The organism is Streptomyces sp. SJL17-4 (assembly GCF_036826855.1).
Taxonomy (GTDB): Bacteria; Actinomycetota; Actinomycetes; order Streptomycetales; family Streptomycetaceae; genus Streptomyces.
This window is the reverse complement of sequence record NZ_CP104578.1, coordinates 819,195-836,360: the sequence shown is the minus strand read 5'-3', so window position 1 is coordinate 836,360 and position 17,166 is coordinate 819,195. Positions and strand designations below refer to the sequence as shown.

General features: G+C 70.6%; 13 protein-coding genes. 1 reads left to right on the top strand and 12 read right to left on the bottom strand.

Annotation, left to right across the window (positions count from 1 at the left end; genetic code table 11):
• Positions 1-163: 163 nt before the first annotated feature.
• The 12 genes from N5875_RS03510 to N5875_RS03455 all read right to left on the bottom strand — a co-directional run bounded on the left by N5875_RS03510 (position 164) and on the right by N5875_RS03455 (position 15,038).
• Entirely contained in the window at positions 164-1,264 is a 1,101-nt protein-coding gene (locus N5875_RS03510; protein ID WP_318212040.1) for a phosphotransferase family protein, read from the bottom strand.
• Complete coding sequence (locus tag N5875_RS03505; RefSeq protein ID WP_338491740.1) at positions 1,264-2,502, bottom strand: acyl-CoA dehydrogenase family protein; 1,239 nt, start codon at positions 2,500-2,502, stop codon at positions 1,264-1,266. Before N5875_RS03505 ends, N5875_RS03510 begins: the two co-directional genes overlap by 1 nt.
• Before the next feature lie 28 nt (positions 2,503-2,530).
• Complete coding sequence (locus N5875_RS03500; protein WP_338491739.1) at positions 2,531-3,307, bottom strand: SDR family oxidoreductase; 777 nt, start codon at positions 3,305-3,307, stop codon at positions 2,531-2,533.
• A gap of 3 nt (positions 3,308-3,310) precedes the next feature.
• Positions 3,311-4,990: an AMP-binding protein gene (locus N5875_RS03495; RefSeq protein WP_338491737.1), complete on the bottom strand. Its 1,680-nt coding sequence runs from the start codon at positions 4,988-4,990 to the stop codon at positions 3,311-3,313.
• A gap of 42 nt (positions 4,991-5,032) precedes the next feature.
• A complete protein-coding gene (locus N5875_RS03490) occupies positions 5,033-6,589 on the bottom strand; it encodes a long-chain fatty acid--CoA ligase (protein WP_338499074.1) in 1,557 nt (518 codons plus the stop codon).
• Positions 6,590-6,691: 102 nt separating this feature from the next.
• Positions 6,692-7,948 carry an aminotransferase class III-fold pyridoxal phosphate-dependent enzyme gene (locus N5875_RS03485; protein WP_318212013.1) on the bottom strand — a complete coding sequence of 419 codons (1,257 nt, stop codon included), beginning with the start codon at positions 7,946-7,948 and terminating at the stop codon, positions 6,692-6,694.
• 17 nt (positions 7,949-7,965) lie between these two features.
• Positions 7,966-9,081, bottom strand: coding sequence for a Zn-dependent alcohol dehydrogenase (locus N5875_RS03480; RefSeq protein ID WP_338491736.1), 1,116 nt, complete (start codon positions 9,079-9,081; stop codon positions 7,966-7,968).
• 29 nt (positions 9,082-9,110) lie between these two features.
• Positions 9,111-10,469, bottom strand: a complete 1,359-nt coding sequence (locus tag N5875_RS03475) for an NAD-dependent succinate-semialdehyde dehydrogenase (protein ID WP_338491734.1) — start codon at positions 10,467-10,469, stop codon at positions 9,111-9,113.
• Positions 10,470-10,495: 26 nt separating this feature from the next.
• Positions 10,496-11,200 (bottom strand): transporter, encoded by a 705-nt coding sequence (locus N5875_RS03470; RefSeq protein WP_338491732.1) that lies wholly within the window; start codon positions 11,198-11,200, stop codon positions 10,496-10,498.
• Positions 11,197-12,591, bottom strand: coding sequence for a flavin monoamine oxidase family protein (locus N5875_RS03465; protein WP_338491731.1), 1,395 nt, complete (start codon positions 12,589-12,591; stop codon positions 11,197-11,199). Before N5875_RS03465 ends, N5875_RS03470 begins: the two co-directional genes overlap by 4 nt.
• Positions 12,575-13,510 (bottom strand): alpha/beta fold hydrolase, encoded by a 936-nt coding sequence (locus N5875_RS03460; protein ID WP_338491730.1) that lies wholly within the window; start codon positions 13,508-13,510, stop codon positions 12,575-12,577. Before N5875_RS03460 ends, N5875_RS03465 begins: the two co-directional genes overlap by 17 nt.
• The gene (locus tag N5875_RS03455; protein WP_338491728.1) at positions 13,503-15,038 is read right to left on the bottom strand and encodes an NAD(P)/FAD-dependent oxidoreductase; all 1,536 of its coding nucleotides are present in this window, start codon (positions 15,036-15,038) and stop codon (positions 13,503-13,505) included. The genes N5875_RS03460 and N5875_RS03455 overlap by 8 nt, the downstream gene beginning before the upstream one ends.
• A gap of 637 nt (positions 15,039-15,675) precedes the next feature.
• Between N5875_RS03455 and N5875_RS03450 the strand changes: the two genes are divergently transcribed.
• Positions 15,676-17,124, top strand: coding sequence for an APC family permease (locus N5875_RS03450; RefSeq protein WP_338491726.1), 1,449 nt, complete (start codon positions 15,676-15,678; stop codon positions 17,122-17,124).
• Positions 17,125-17,166 lie beyond the last annotated feature (42 nt).

Genomic DNA, 17,166 nt, shown 5'->3' with positions numbered 1-17,166 from the left:
GGTCGGAAGCCATGCCGGCGACCGCCGAGGTAGACGGTGGCGCGACGTCCGCGGAGGAGGTCGCGCCGGCTCTACGGCGAACGGCGGCCTCGGCGTGACGTCAGAGCACGACGGCCCGGCCGCGGTGAGGCTGGTGAAGCGCCTCGCACCGCGGCCTCGGGCGTCAGCGGCGGCTGGTCGCGGTCAGGCCGGCGTAGTGCCCGGCCCGCTCCAGGAGCCGGGGGACGCCTGTTTCGAGCGACGGTCCGAAGACCGTGTCATGAGGACGTTCGCCCCGCAGCCAGCGGGTGTGGATGGCCTCGCAGAAGATCGCCGCCTTCCAGAGGGCGAGGGCCTGGTACCAGGGGAGCGGGGTGAGATCGAAGTCTGTGCGGCGCTGGTAACGCTCTGCCAGTTGGCGCTGGGTGAGGTAGCCGGGTGAACGGGTCACCTTGGTGAGTTCGAGCGGGGTGGCAGGGCTGCCGGCCTCGGACCAGGTGGCGGTGAGGTACCCCAGGTCCGCGAGCGGGTCGCCGAGCGTGGCCATCTCCCAGTCGAGGATCGCGAGGACCTCGGCCGGGGCCCGCGGGGCGAACATGAGGTTGCCCATGCGGTAGTCGCCGTGCACCACCGACGCCGCCTGGCTCGTCGGCAGGTTCTGGGCGAGCCAGTCCGCGATGCGCTCCACCGAGGGCAGGCTGCGGGTGGTGTTGACCTCCCAGAGGCCGCGGAACCGCTCGACCTGCCGCCGGAGGTACCCCTCGGGCCGGCCCAGGGAGGCGAGCTCCCCCCGGGTGACGTCGATGCCGTGCAGAGTGACAAGGGTGTCGACGACCGCCTCGCTGGTCAGCCGGCGCTGTTCGGCGGGGGAGAGGTGGGGCGGGATCGTGTCGGTGACGATCGTGCCGTCGAGCCGGGACATGAGGTAGAACGGCACGCCCAGAACGTCCTCGTCCTCGCAGACGGCGAGGATCTCCGGCACCGGCACCCCGTGCCCGTGGAGGATCTTCTGGATGCGTGCCTCGCGCACCATGTCGTGCGTCGACTTCGGCAGCGGCGGGCGCGGGCCGCGGCGCAGGACCACGGACTCGCCGCCGCGTTCGATCAGGTAGGTGACGTTGGAGTGGCCGTCGCCGATGCGTTGCCACGCGATCGGCCCGCTGCCGATGCCGTGTGTGTCGAGGAAGCCGGTGACGGCGTCGAGGACCAGGAGGGGAGGGCTGTCGAGATGACGGGCCCGCTCGCGGCTCGCGACGACTTCCACGCCGTCGGGGACGGTGTGCATCACGCGCCCCCGTCCCGGCCGACGACGGCGTCGCCCAGGTATCGCTCACCGGCCTGGACAGTGACCCGCCGACCGGCCGAGGCACGGCGTGCGATGGCCCACCGGTGGGTCTCGTTCGAGCCGTCGTAGATGCGGAACGGACGCACCTCGTTGAGGTACTGGGCGAGGGGGAGCCCGTCGGAGACCCCGTCTCCGCCGCAGATCTGGACGGCGCGGTCGATCACCCGGAAGATCGCCTCCGAGCAGTGGACCTTGGCGACCGAGGACATCGCCGAGCCCGCCTTCGGGTCGCTCTGCAGCAGGGCCGCGGTCTTGGTGATGATGGCGTCGGAGGTCTCGATGTCGATCACGGACTCGGCGATCAGGTGCTGGGCCAGACCGAGGGAGTCGAGCGGACCGCCGAACAGCTCTCTCTTCGCGGCCCGGTCCAACGCGATGTCGTGCGCCCGGCGCGCCAGTCCCAGCCAGCGCATGCAGTGCGTGAGCCGCGCGGGGCCGAGCCGTACCTGCGCGTACCGGAAGCCGAGTCCGACCTCGCCGAGGACCGCGTCGTCGGAGACGAAGCAGTCCTCCAGGTACAGGTGCGGGTGGCCGCCGTCGATGGCGCGGTCGACGGTGTGGATCGCCTCGCCGACCCGGATGCCGGGGTTCGTCAGGTCGACGAGGAACATGGTGGCCCCCTCGGGGGAGCCGTCGACGGCCGGGGTGCGGGCCATGACGATGCAGAACCCGGCACCGACGGCTCCGCTGGTGAACCGCTTGTGACCGTCGATGATCCAACCGCCGTCGGCGCGCACGGCCGTGGTCCGCAGAGCGGCCGGGTCGGACCCCGCTCCGGGGTGGGGCTCGGTCATGCCGAAGCAGGACCGGACGTCCCCCGCCGCCAGAGGCGCGAGATACAGCTTCTTCTGCTCCTCGGTCGCGATGACGTTGAGCATGTGCATGTTTCCCTCGTCGGGGGCCATGCAGTTGAGCGCGCTGGGGCCGATCGGTGAGTACCCGGCCTCCTGGAGGACCGGCGACCAGTGCTCGATGGGCAGTCCCTGCCCGCCGTACTCCTTCGGCACGAGCGGCGCGAAGACACTGGCCTCCTTCGCGGCGGCCTGCAGCCGGTCGCGGGTGGCCCGGTCGAGACGTCCGCCGGGGGCGGGTTCGGCGTCGATGACGATCTCGCGGATGAACCGGCGCGTGCGCTCCGCGAGTTCCGCCACCTCGGGCGGCAGAGGTGTGAACGTCATGGCAATCCTTTCGGGGGTGACGCGGTCGTTACGCGGTGCCGCCGGCGACCGCGAGGCCGCCGTCGACGGTGAGAACGCGCCCGGTGACCCAGGAGGCGTCCTGCGAGGCCAGGAAGGCCACGGCGGAGGCGACGTCCGACGGCTCGCCCAGGCGGCGCAGCGGGTAGTCGGCGGCGACCTCGGCCTCCTTGCCCTCGTACAGGGCTTCGGCGAACCGGGTCTTCACCACGGCGGGGGCAACCGCGTTGACGCGGATCTCCGGGCCGAGTTCGGCGGCCAGGGTCCGCGTCAGATGGGACACCGCCGCCTTGCTCACGCCGTAGAGGCCGATGCCGGGTGACGGGGTGTCACCGGTGACGGAGGAGAGGTTCACGACGGCGCCCCGACGTTCGGTGAAACCGAGCTTCGGGTGGGCCACGGCGTCCTGCACCCAGGCGAGGGTGGCGAGGACGTTGACCTCCAGGACCTTGCGGGCGACATCGAGGTCCAGACCGATGACGGGGCCGTAGGCAGGGTTGATGCCCGCGTTGTTCACGAGGACGTCGAGCCCGCCGAACTCGCGCGCGACGGTGTCCAGGACCTCGCGGCGGTGGTCGGGATCGTCCGCCCTGCCGGCGACGGTGACGACACTGCCCGGAGGGAGGGAGGCCGCCGCCTCTTCGAGGGGACCGGCCTTGCGCGCGGTCAGACACACGCGCGCCCCTTCGGCGACGAGCCGTTCGGCGACGGCGAGACCGATGCCCCGGCTCGCTCCCGTCACGACGGCGGTGCGGCCCGAGAATCGGCCGGTGTGGTTCTTGCTCATGGATCAGTCCTTCGGGAGGCGCACCGTGCCGGTGTCGTCCGTGTCGCGGAGTTCGGCGCGCCGGATCTTGCCGCTCTGGGTCTTGGGCAGGTCGGCGAGGAAATGGATCGTGCGGGGACACTTGTAGGCCGCCAGGCGGTCTCGGGAGAAGGCGATCAGCTCCTCCGCGGATGCGGTCAGACCCGCTTTCAGCGAGACGTAGGCGACGACGGTCTCGCCGCGGTACTCGTCCGGTCGGCCGACGACCGCGGCTTCGAGGACCGAGGGGTGTTCGTACAGGGCGTCCTCGACCTCGCGCGGCCAGACCTTGTACCCGGACACGTTGATCTGGTCCTTGAGCCGGTCCACCAGGTAGACCCAGCCCTCCTCGTCGATCACCGCGACGTCACCGGTACGCAGCCGGCCCTCCGGCATCGTCCGACGAGTGGCCTCGGGCTTGCCCCAGTACCCGGGCACCACCTGCGGCCCGCTCAACTCCAGCTCACCCTGCTCACCGGGGGGTATCGGGTCGCCGTGCAGTCCCACGACGCGGGCGGTGATACGCGGCAGCGGCTTGCCGACGGACAGCGTCCCGCTCGGCAGGTGCACCGGTGCCCGCTCACCCGGCGGTACGGCGATGACGGCGGACGTCGTCTCGGTCATCCCGTAGCCGTTATGGAGGTAGACGCCGAACCGCTCCCGGAACCGCTCGACGGTCGCCGGCGGGATCGGCGCGCCCCCGGAGTACAGGGCCTTCACCGACGCGAAGTGCTCCGGTCCGGCCTGCGGCAGCTGGAAGATCGCGTTGTACGCGGTGATCGAGCCGATCGTGTAGGTCACCCCGTACTCGGCGAAGGCGTCCAGAGCGACCTCGGGGTGGAACCGGCCCGCCAGGACGAGCGTGCTGTCGGTGAGCAGGGAGATCGTCGCGTTGACCACCGCCCCGGTGATGTGGAACAGCGGGGCCATGGCGAACACGACGTCCCCGTCGCCCACACCCATCCACGACGCGCAGGTCCCCACCACGCTCAGGACGTTGCCGTGGGTGTTCATGGCACCCTTCGGCGGGCCCGTCGTCCCCGAGGTGTACGTCAGGAACGCGACGTCGTCGCGGGTCGGCTCCACGGGCGAGGGGCCGCGGCCCGCGAACTCGCCGATCAGGGCCACCAGGTCGCCGTCCGGCGCGGGTGCCAGACGTTCCGTCGTCGCGAAGACCCGCGGATCGTTCCGCGACTGGTAGTCCAGCGCCGACGTGCTGATCAGCCACCGCACCGAACTCCCCGCCAGCGTGCCGAGCGTCTCGTGGACGTCCTCGTCCGCGCAGACGACCCCGACCGCCCCGGAGTCGTCGATGATCCGGCGGAGCTCCTGGCGCCGGTACATCGGATTGAGTCCCAGTGCCGTGGCCCCCAGCTTCCACAGGGCCAGCAGCACCAGCGCGTGCTGCGGAACGTTCTGCAGGTACACCCCGACGCGGTCGCCCCGGCCGGTCCCGCGGGCCTCGAACGCGGCGGCCAGGGCGTCCGACGCCGCGTCCACCTCCCGCGCCGACAGAGCACCGTCGAAGAAGCGGAGCGCGGTGCCCTCCGGGTTCTTCGCCACGCGTGCCCTCCAGGCGGCCACGAGCGAGCCGGGTGTCGTGTCCGGCCCCGTACCGGACCCGTCGGGGGACGTGTCCCGCCGCCCGCCGTCATCCACTGTCATCTGCCGTCCTTCCCATCCGTGCCCACGCGCTCGGCGCGCCGGTCACGTGAGTTCGCGCTTGAGGATCTTTCCGGTGGAGGTCATCGGCAGCGTCCGCACGACCTCGACGATGCGCGGGTACTTGTAGGCGGCCATCTGCTCCTTGCCCCAGGCGACCAGCTCGTCGGGGCGGGCCTCGGCGCCGCGCTCGAGGATGACGAACGCCTTGATCTCCTCGCCGTGACTCTCGTGCGGCACGCCGACGACCGCGGCCAGGCTGATCGCCGGGTGCGTCATCAGGACCTCCTCGATCTCGCGCGGGTACACGTTGAAGCCACCGCGGATGATCAGGTCCTTCGCCCGGTCGACGATGTAGTAGAAGCCGTCCTTGTCCCTGCGGGCCAGGTCGCCGGTGCGGAACCAGCCGCCCCTGACGGCTTCGGCGGTGGCCTCGGGGCGGCCGTGGTAGCCCTTCATCACGTTGTGGCCCTTGACCGCGATCTCGCCGACGGCGCTGCCCGTGCCGTCGTCCTCGACCTCCGACCAGTCCGCGTTGACGAGCTTGACCTCGACGCCCCAGATCGGCACGCCGATCGACCCGGGACGGGGCTCCCGCGCCGGATCGCTGAAGGTCACCACCGGCGAGGTCTCGGAGAGGCCGTAGCCCTCCAGGACCTGGACGCCCAGTCGCTCCCTGACCTGCTTGATGAGTTCCGCGGGGAGCGCGGCGCCGCCGGAGACGCCGACGCGCAGGTTCCTCGCGATCCTCTCGACGTCGACGTCCTCGGTGAGCGCCTGCAACAGGCCCCACCACATGGTGGGGACACCCGCGAAGACGGTGATGTCCTCCCGCTGCATCAGGGACACCGCCTGCCGGGCGTCGAACCGCGGCAGCAGCACCAGCGTGCTCGCCGTCGAGAAGCCGGCGTTCAACTGCACGGTCGCGCCGAAGGAGTGGAACAGTGGCAGCACGATCAGATGGGTGTCCAGGGCCGACCGGTTCTCCAACAGCTGGTTGACCGCGAGGGCGTTGAGCACCAGGTTGGCGTGGCTGAGTTCGGCGCCCTTCGCCTGCCCCGTCGTACCGCTCGTGTAGAGCAGCACGGCCGGGTCGTCCCCCGACGTCCCGATGCTGTCGAACGTCGCCGCGGTGCCCCGCAGCGCGGCGCCCATGGTCTCGACGCCCTCGATCGGGCTCCCCGCCGCGGGATCGGCGGTGATGAGGAAGAAGTGCTCGCAGCCCGGGGTCTCGGTGAACCCGGCGTGCCCCTCCGCCCCCATCGGCAGGCCCTCGCCGCCCTCGAAGCAGAAGTACGCCTTCGCCTCGGAGTCGGCGAGGTGGTAGGCGACCTCCCGGCCCTTGAGCAGGATGTTGAGCGGTACGACGACGGCGCCGGCCTTGAGGATCCCGTAGTAGACGATCGGGAACCAGGGCACGTTCGGACAACTGAGCGCGACCTTGTCGCCGGGCCAGACGCCGCGGTCGACCAGGAGGTTGGCGACCTGATTGGCGGCGGCGTCGATCTGGGCGTAGGTGAGACGCGTCGTGCCGAGGACGACCGCGTCCCGGTCCGGGTGCGTGCGGGCGGAGTCCTCGAGCAGGACCGAGAGGTTCAGCATTGGTGCCATTTCCGGAAAGGTGGACCGGGCCGGGCCGCGGAGGAACAGAACACGCGGCCTGGCTCGGGGCGGGTGGGGGTAACGCGTGACTCGATGCGGGTGTCACAACCTCCGCAGGAGCCGGTCGAGGGCCTCGGCCGTCGCCTCGACGTCGGCGGTGGTGTGCGCCGTGCTGAGGAAGACCTTGCCCGACGGCATGAACAGGAAGCCCTGACGCAGCATCCCTTCGAGGATCACCGCCCAGAGCCCGCTCGTTCCGTGAAGCCCCGTGGCGCCCCCGGCGGGGACGTACTGGAGGAGCGAGCCGACCCGGTTGAAGCTGCCGAAATCGGGCGATGAACCGAGAACGGTGCCGACGAGGGCTTCGAACTCGGACGAGGTCCGTTCGAGTTGCTCGTAGACCGCGGGATCGGCCAGGACGCGCATCGTCGCCGCGACGGCCGCCAGTGCGATCGGGTTGGCGTTGAAGGTTCCGGCGTGAACGACCCCGGACGTCACCTGATCTATCAGATCGGACCGGCCTACGACGGCGCTCTGGGTGAAGCCGCCGGCCATCGCCTTCCCGAAGACGGACAGGTCGGGAAGGACGCCGTACTTCTCGGCCGCCCCGCCCCGGGCGATCCGGAACCCGGCGATCACCTCGTCGAAGACGAGGACGACGCCGTGCCGGTCGCAGAGGATCCGCAGCGTCGACAGGAACTGCGGTGAGGGTGCTTCGACGCCCGCGTTGCTCATCACCGGGTCGACGAGCACGGCCGCGATGTCGCGCTCGACGGCCTCGCTCAGCAAGCGCTCGGCCAGCCGCACGTCGTTGAAGCGCGCCACGACCAGGTCGTCGAGGACGCTGGCCGATTGCCCCGCCCCGCCGGGGGCGGCGGGGCGATCGCAGTCGTCCTCGGACATCCCGGCGTACACGGTGTCGTGCCAGCCGTGGTAGCTCTTGGCGAACTTGAGGACGCGGCGCCGCCCGGTGGCGGCGCGCGCGAGGCGCAGCGCCACCTGCACCGCCTCGGTCCCCGTGTTGCTCCACAGCAGCCGCTCGCCGTGCGGCACGGCCTCGAGGACCGCTTCCGCCGCGAGGTACTCCAGCGGGTGGCCGGTGCCGACGACTTGCATCTTCTCCGCGACCTCGGACACCGCTGACAGCACGCGCGGGTCGCTGTGACCGAGGACGAGCGGACCCCAGGCCATCACGTAGTCGACGTACCGGTCGCCGTCCAAATCCCAGACATGTGCGCCCCGCGCCTCGCGCACGAAGAGCGGATGGGGTGGCATCGCGGCGCGCAGGCCCGACCCCACGCCCCCGCCGACGCTGCGGCGGGCTCGCTCGAAGGCCGAGCGGGATGATTCCAGGGCCATGAGATCGCCCCTGCCTTTCAGTACGTGATCACCGAGCGGATGCCGATGCCGCGCTTCATCTGGTCGAACGCCTCGTTGACGTCCTGCAGACCGATCACGCTCGTCACAAGGGAGTCGAGATCGATGCGGTCGTTCATGTAGTGGTCGATCAGCAGCGGGAAGTCGGAAGCAGGCTTGCTGGAGCCGTAGTTCGAGCCGATGAGCGAGAGCTCCTGATCGGACATGACGAAGGGGTCGATGGAGACCTTCAGGCCGTCCGCCACCTGCCCGGCGACCACCGCCGTGCCGCCCCGGGCCAGGACCTCGTAGGCCGCCTCGATGGTGCGGGGCAGTCCTATGGCCTCGATGGCGATCTCCACACCGCGTCCGTCGGTGAGCTGCCGCACCCGGTCCGCGAAGTCCTCGCGACCGTTGTTGATCAGGTCGGTCGCGCCGAAGACGCGTGCCTGCTCCAGCTTCTCGTCGGAGATGTCCGCGGCGATGATCTTCCGCGCGCCGGCGAGCCGGGCACCCTGGATCGCGTTCAGGCCGACGCCGCCGCAGCCGAGGACCAGTACGGTGTCGCTCGGCCGCACGTTGGCGGTGTTGACGGCCGCGCCGACACCGGTCGTGACGGCGCATCCGACCAGAGCCGCCTGCGGGAACGGGGCGTCGTCCCGGACGGCGATCGCGCCCGACTCGGGCACGAGGGCGTACTCGCCGAACGTTCCGAGGCCCGCGAAGCTGAGGACGTCGTCCCCGCCGGCGGACGTGATCCGGGACCGGCCGTCGAACGACAGGTGGTTCGCCGAGTGCTGGCTGACCATGTCACAGAGGACGGGCCTGCCGCTGATGCAGTAGCGGCAGCGGCGACACGAGGGCGTCCAGGACAGCACGACGTGGTCGCCCTTCTTGAGCGTCGTGACGCCCTCGCCGACGCTCTCGACGATCCCGGCTCCCTCATGGCCGAGGATCATCGGCGTAGGAACCTCCCATTCGCCCAGGAGGACGTGGAGGTCGCTGTGGCACACCCCGCTCGCCCGGAGCCGCACGAGCACCTCGCCGGGCGGAGGCGTTGAGGGGATCGTCACTCGCTCGATGGTCAGTGGTTCGTTCGGCGTCCTGAAGACGGCGGCGTCGAACTCGATCGTCATGAAGGTCTTCCTTCCGTGTGGTGGGGCGGTCACGTCCGAGCGGTTCGGATGAGCTTCTTGTTGGCGAACTCGTCGATTCCCGCCCGTCCGAGCTCGCGGCCGAAGCCGGACAACTTGACCCCACCGAAAGGCAGTTCCGCGCCGTCGAGGCCGACGCCGTTGATGAAGACCATGCCGGCCTCGATCCTGTCGGCGACGCGCAGCGCCTGCTCGGCGTCCGTGGTGAACACGTAGGAGCCCAGCCCGTACGGGGTGTCGTTCGCCAGCTCGACGGCCTCCTCCTCGGAGGCGACCCGGTAGACGGTCGCGACGGGGCCGAAGAGCTCCTCGGCGGCCGACGGCGACGCCGGGGAGAGGCCCGTCAGCACGCCGGGCGGGAAGTACGCCCCCTCGCGCTGCCGTGCGGAGACGAAGGTCGCCCCCTCGGCGACGGCTCGCCCGACCTGCTCCTCGACGTACTCGGCGGCGGCGACCGAGGAGAGCGGCGCCAGGCCGTCGGTCAGCGCGAGCACCTTTTCGGTGAACCTGTCGAGGAAGGCGTCGTAGAGGTCCTCGGCGACGATGAAGCGCTTCCCGGCGTTGCACGCCTGCCCGGCGTTCTCGAACCGCGCCTCGACCGCCGCCTGGACCGTGGCGTCGAGGTCGTCGGTCGACAGCACGATGAACGGGTCCGAGCCGCCCAGTTCGAGCACCACCTTCTTGAGGCTGCGTCCGGCCTTCTCGGCGACCTCCGCGCCGGCCCGTTCCGAACCGGTGAAGGACACGCCCTGCACGCGGGGGTCCGCGATGGCGCGGCCGATCTGCTCCCCGGTGGCGTGGACGTTGACATAGCAGCCCTGGGGGAAGCCGGCGTCCGTGAACAGCTGCTGGAGAGCCGCGGACGACTCCGGACACTGCGACGCGTGCTTGAGCACGATGGCGTTGCCCAGCGCGAGGTTGGGCGCGGCGAACCGGGCCACCTGGTAGTACGGGTAGTTCCAGGGCATGATCCCCAGCAGCACGCCGACCGGCTGGCGACGGACGAAGGCGGTGCCCTCGCCCTCCAGGAGCTCGATCGGCTCGTCGGTGAGGAACTTCTCCGCGTTCTCGGCGTAGTACCGGTAGATGGAGGCGCTGAACTCGACCTCCCCGACGGCCTCGTCCACCGGCTTGCCCATCTCCCGGTGGATGATCTCGGCGAGCTGCCGGCTGCGCTCGTCGTGCAGGGTGGCGACGGCGTGCAGCAGCTGGGCGCGCTGTTCCACGGAGGTCTGCCTCGACCATTGCGCGTAGGCCTCCGCCGCCGCGTCGAGCGCCGCGTCGACGGTCTCGTCCGTCGCGGTGGGGTACTCCTTGACCAGCTTGCCGGTGGCCGGGTCCACCACCGCGTACACGTGCCTTTTCGTCATGCTGACTCCTTGTGGATGTGACGGGTTCATGCGAGGGCCCCGGTCGCGGGGGCCGGGTTCGCGTCCGAGGCCGCGTCGCGGTCGTGCAGGGCGCGGTAGGCGTGGAAGTAGACGAATCCCTGGGTGCCCCAGGTCGCCAGCGCGGCGGTGTAGAAGATCGTGCGGTTCGCGTCGTCGAACGGCAGGGGGAAGAAGTCGTACGTGATCGCGATGGTGGTCCCGGCGGCCGTGACCAGTCCGGTCCATACCGCCGGCCACCTCGCGCCCGCGCTCCAGAGCCGTTTGACGAAGAAGCAGAGGAACGCGGCCGTGAGCAGGTTGACGACGACGTAGAACACGGAGACCCAGAACGCACCACGGTCGGTGTCGAGATCCGCGCCGTGGAAGGGGCGGAGGAACAGGGCGGCCACGATCGCGACCCCGAACACGGCGACGTCGACGCCGCGGCTCGGCTTGTAGCGATGGGTGACCTTCATCAGGCCCAGGACCAGGATGAGCGTGATGCCGACCGACCTGGAGAACGCGTCGAAGAAGTACGCCAGGTCGTACAGCACGCTGTTGCTCTTGGCCCCGAGCAGCGACCAGAGCAGGAAGTTGGTGCCCGACGTCGCGACGACCATCCACTCGAGCCCCAGGAGGTAGTTGCCGTAGCGGCGGATGAATCTCCAGCCGTAGAAGTAGCCGGCGAAGATCATCCACAGGTCGGCCAGCAGGAACAGCGTCTCCTTCATCGGGACGCCCCCTCTCGGACGTCGCGAGTCAGCAGGGTGATGACGCTCTCCGCGGTGCGCTGGCCCGTCAGGACCGCGCCGTTCATGGTTCCGGCCCATTCGCCGGCGGTTTCGGAGCCCGCCCAGTGAACGCGCCCGTGGGACTCGCTCAGCGCCTTGCCGAAGCTAGTGGTCGCGTAGGGGGCGACGGCGGGGTTGGGGCCGCCCGGGGCGAAGGGCTCCGCTCCCCAGCAGTGGTCCACGTAGTCGATCGGGGCGAGCGCCTGCGGACCGTAGAGGTCGGCGAGCTGCCGGACCACCCGGTCGCGCCGGGCCCCGGGGCTGAAGCCGTCGAAGACGCGCGGATCGCAGAAGGCCATCAGGACGCCCGGTCCGCCGGGGGCGGGGGACACGTCGAAGGTGATGAACACGGTTCCGGTGTCGGTCACCGCCTCGCCGGAGAATCCTTCGGTTCGCCAGAACGGCCTCTCGTACGCCACGAGCGCCTTGCTGAGCACGCCCATGCGCCAGGTCCGCGTGAGCCCTTCGCCCCGTTCGGACAGAGCGGGCTCGAATGCGATGGCGGCGCGGTGCGCCGGCGAGGCCGTGACGATCGCGTACCGGGCCCGGATCTCGCCGGAGTCGGTGCGGACGGTGACGCTGTCGTCGTCCTGTGCGACGCGGCGCACCGGTGTCTCCAGGCGCACGCGGTCACCGAGCCGCTCCGCCACCCGCTTGGCGATCTCCTGGGTGGTCTCGACGATCCGGTCCTGCTGCTGACCGCCCTCGACGTCCAGCATGTGGTCGAGCCCGCCCGCCGAACGGATGTAGCGCAGTGCGTGCAGCAGGGAGACGTCTCCCGGGGTGCAGCCCCACTGCACCTTGCTGATGACGGTCATCAGCGCCCGGGTGCCGGGCAGCGCGTTCTTCCGGTCGAGCCACTCGCCGAACGAGACGGCGTCGAGCCGGCCGGCCCCCGGCGTCTCCCACGCCGCGTCCACGTCGACGGTCGCGACCAGCTTGTTCACCGCCGCCTGCATGCGCGCCATGTCCACCAGGGCCGCGGGGGAGACCTTGGGAATGGTGCCGCTGTAGGTGCGGCGCCGGCCCGCCATCCACAGCACGTTGCGGCCCTGGGCGAACTGGTCGGTGGTGGTACACCCCACCCGGCTCGCGAGGTCCCGGACGGCGGTGTGGCGCCGGGCCACCCACGTCGCTCCGAGGTCGACCTTCACGCCTGCCACCTCGCCGGAGAGCGAACGGCCTCCGACCCGGTCGCGGCCTTCCACGAGCAGGACGGATCGCCCAGTGCTCACCAGTCGCTCCGCCGCGCTCAGACCGGCGAAACCGGCGCCGACGACCACGACGTCCACCGTGGTGCTCCCGGAGCGGGGCTCACGAGATCCGGACATGGCTGCCTCCTTCGCCCACGCGGTTCGCGTGCTGCGCGATGTAGGTGGTGACGGGGGCGACGAGGGACTCGGGGAGGTGATGGCCCATGCCGGGAATGACCACGTGCTGTGCCGAGCGGATCGCCTGGACTGTCGCGGCGCCGCCGCTCGGGCTCACCAGTGGGTCTCGGTCGCCGTGGATGACCAGCGTCGGGGCGGTGATCCGGCTCAGCTGGGCCGTCCGGTCCCCGGAGCGCTGGATGGCCTGGATCTGGCGCGCCGTGCCGGCCGCCGGGTCGCCGGCGCTGCGGTCCCAGCCGCGCGCCGCGATGGCCGCCTCGGCTGCGTCGTCGATGGGGTGCCCCGTTCCCGCGATGTGATGGGTGAGCCGCAGGTGGGCACGGACCGCCGCGGTTCTGTTCCTCGCCGGCGGGGCGGCGAGGAGCCGGATCGTCGACAGGGCCGGCTGACCGACCTTGCGCGCCCCGGTCGTGGAGTAGAGGGAGGCCAGCGACAGGACCCGCTCGGGTGCTGTGGCCGCGATCGTCTGCGCGATCATCCCTCCCATCGACCGCCCGACCAGATGCACCCGCGCGATCCCGAGATGGTCGAGTACGCCGACGGCGTCCTGGGCCATGTCGGCCAGCGTGTACGCGTCGCCGCGCGGACGCGCGGCGATCTGACGCCAGATCCCGGGCGGGGGCGCGGCGACGAACGTCGACTGGCCGGCGTCGCGGTTGTCGATCGCGACGACCCTGAAACCGTGGACGGTGAGGGAGCCGACGAACGGGTCGGTCCAGAAGGTGAGGTCTTCGCCCAGTCCCGCGATGAGCAGCATCGCGGGGTCGTCCTTGTCGCCGTGGTCCCGGAAGCAGATCGTCATTCCGGACGGCAGGGTCGCGTACTGGTCGGCGCTCTCGACGGCGCTCGTCTCAGGCACGGGTGGCTCGCCTCCCGCCGGGTGCCGGCGCGGCCGCCCGGCGGGCGCCGAACCGGAGGTTCTCGTCGGCCACCGGGCCGCGCAGCGCCCTGGCGTCCTCGGGGTAGGACATCGCCATCCGCCAGGGCTTCTCGGGGCCCTGCTTGGGCAGGAGCTTCTCGCCGCGCTTGGCGTACCCGGCCTGGAGGTCCATGACGGGCCTGCGGTTCGTTCCCGGCGGCGCGACCGGAACCACCGTGTCGTATCCGCGGGCGTCCATGTGCCTGACCAGGTCGATGAAGTAACGGCACATCAGGCTCACCTTGAGCGTCCAGGACGAGGTGGTGTAGCCGATCGCCATCGCCCAGTTCGGCATCCCGCTCAGCAGCATGCCGCGGTAACAGAGCGCGTCCGCGATGTCGACCTGATGCCCGTCGACCACGATGGGCATGCCGTCGAAGAGCCGAAGGTTCAGCCCCGTCGCCGTGACGATGATGTCGGCTTCCAGTTCCTCACCCGACGCCAGGACGATGCCGCGCTTGCTGAACCTCGCCACGGCGTCGGTGACGACGGAGGCCCTTCCGTCCTTGATCGCGTCGAAGAAGTCGCCGTTCGGTGCCACACACACCCGCTGGTCCCACGGGTCGTACGGTGGGTTGAAGTGCTTGTCGACGTCGAACCCCTTGGGAAGGCGCTTGACGTTCTCGCGCCGGATGAAGGCCCGTCCTGCCTTGGGGAAGGTCCGCAGGCCCTTCACGACGGCGTGTTCGGTCCAGATGTTCTTGAACCGCGTCACGGCGTACCCGCGTTCTTCCCCGAGCAGCTTCGTGAGCGCCAGGGCGACCTTGTCGACGCGGGGGAGCGCCATGACGTAGGTGGGGGTGCGCTGCAGCATCGTCACGTGCCGGGCGGCTCCCGGCCCGGTGGTCATGGCCGGCACCAGAGTGATCGCGGTCGCGCCGCTGCCGATGACGACGACCTTCTTGTCGCTGTAGTCGAGTCCCTCGGGCCAGTGCTGCGGATGGACGATCCGGCCCTCGAACTCGTCCCGTCCCTGGAACTCCGGGGAGAACCCCTCGTCGTACCGGTAGTAGCCGGTGGCGGCGAAGACCCATCCCGCGTGGATCGTCCTGGTCCGGGTCGCTCCCGTGGCGGGGTCCGACGTCTGGACGGTGAGGGTCCACTGTGAGTCCGCCGTGGACCACTCCGCGCGGACGACCCGGTGGCCGAGCCTGAGGACGCGCTCCAGGCCGTTCTCCTCGACGGTCTCGTGGAGGTACTCCTTGATGAGGGGAGCGTCGGCGATCGCGGCTTCGTGGCGCCAGGGCTTGAACGCGTATCCGAACGTGTGAAGGTCGGAGTCCGAACGGATGCCGGGATAGCGGAACAGGTCCCACGTGCCTCCGATGTCGTCGCGCGCTTCCAGTACGGCGAGCGACTTGTCGGGCAGCTCCCGGCTGAAATAGGTGGCCGCGCCGATCCCGGAGATTCCGGCTCCGACGATCACCACGTCGAATTCCTCGACGGCGTCCAACACCTCAGCTGTCATGGCGTTTCCTCGCTGTTCCTGTGGCGGTTGCCTCACTGTCGCCAGCCAGGACCGCCTGCGAGAACGACAGCGGGCACCTCCTTCGCCGGGGCTCGGTGCACGATGCACAGGCGGGCCGGGCCGCTGCGCCCATACGGTGTCCGACGTTCGGGCAGAGGCCCCGGCCGAGCCCGCAGCCCGGCCCTTCCGGGAGGGCGGTCGGAGACGACCGTCCAGCGGCGTCTTGCTGCCGCGGCCATTGCGGGAGCAAGACCGGGGTGGTAGAGGTTTCCCCCTGCTGTTTAGTGGCACTAAACAGCAGGGTCGTGGTCATCCGGGGAGACCGAACCCGCTGTCGTCACGACCTCGCCGCGTGCCGGGACCCACAGGTGTATCGAGCTGCGGGGGATCGCCGCCGTCGCTGCCACGATCGCGGCCGTCACTCCCGCGATCGCGGCCGAGCGGAAGCGGCCGACGACCCGGAACCCGCACGTGGCCGCGTCTTCTCGGGCGGCAGGAGCCGCCTCCTGCCGCTCCGGCTCAGCCACCGCGAGGGAGCCGCACCTGTTCGTTCGCGCAGGCGTACCGCTCCACGCACGCACTCCTTCACCCACCCATGACGAGCCGGTACCGGCCCGTGAGCCGAAAGGTGATCGCGATGACCGACCTCTCCAAGACAGGGCACGCCGAAGCACCCGGCGGTGAAGCGGGATCGGGCAACCCGCTCCACCGTGGGCTCGGCGTGTCGCAGATCGTGTTCATGGTCGTCGCCGCGGCGGCACCGCTCGGCCTCGTGGCCGGCGGGGTGCCGCTCGCCTTCGCCGTGAGCGGCAGCCCGGGGATGCCGCTGTACTTCGTGCTGTCCACCGTGCTGCTGCTGGTCTTCGCGGTCGGCTTCACGCTGATGGCCGGACGGGTACGCGACGCGGGGGCCTTCTACGCCTACGTCCAGGCGGGGCTGGGCCGGATCCCCGGTCTCTCGGCAGCGACCCTCGCGCTCTTCTCCTACACGCTGCTTCTCGTCGGGGTGAACGCCTACGTCGGGGTCGCGACGAGCAACGTCATCGAGCGGTACGCCGACGTCGGCTCCCCGTGGTGGGCCTGGGCGCTCGTCTCGCTGGGCGTCATCGCCTTCCTCGGCTACCGCGACATCGAGCTGAGCGCCAAGGTGCTCGGTGCCGTGCTGGTACTGGAATTCCTGCTGCTCCTGGTCATGGACGTCGGCATCGTGGGCCACGGCGGCGCCCACGGCCTGACGGCCGAGCCGGTGTCGCCCTCGATCGTGGGCACCGGCTCCCTGGGCCTCGGCGTCATGTTCGCCCTCTTCGGCTTCATCGGCTTCGAGGCGACGGCCGTGTTCCGCCACGAGGCGAAGGACCCCGACGTCACGGTCCCGCGGGCGACGTACGTCGCGATCCTGGTGATCGGAGCCTTCTACTCGTTCACCGTGTGGGCGATCGTGGTGGGTTCCGGCATCGACGCCGTGGTCGGAGCCGCGCAGGCCGACCCCGAAGGTCTGGTCCTCACGCTGACGCGGAGCTACGTGGGGTCCGTCTGGGCCGACGCCATGCAACTCCTGCTGATCACAAGCCAGTTCGCTTGCGTACTGGCCTTCCACAACGTCGTGACGCGCTATCAGTTCGCGCTGTCCCGGGCCGGCGCGCTTCCGGCGTCGCTGAGCGTCGTCCACCCCCGGCATCGCGCACCGTCGGCGTCCTCGGCCGTCGCCTCGGCGGTCGCGTTCGTCACCACGCTCGTCGTCGCCTCGCTCGGCCTCGACCCGATCGGGGACCTCTACGCCTGGTTCTCCGGCGCCGCCACGCTCGGCATCGTCCTGCTGATGGCGGCCACCAGCCTCGCCGTCATCGGCTTCTTCCGGCGCGCCGACGGGCGGCCTTCGGTGTGGCGGACGGTCGTGGCCCCGGCCGTCGCCTTCCTCGGCCTGGCCTGCGTGGTCTGCATGATGGTCGCCAACTTCCCGCTTCTTGTCGGCACCACCACGGGTGCCTGGGTGATCGGTGGCCTCGTCGCCCTCTCGGCCGTGGCCGGCGCGGTGCAGGCCCTCGTCCTGCGCGCGCGCCGACCGGCTGTCTACGAGCGCCTCTGAGCGACGTGCCGGTCAGCTCGTGAGCGCAAGGGCGCGGCCGGT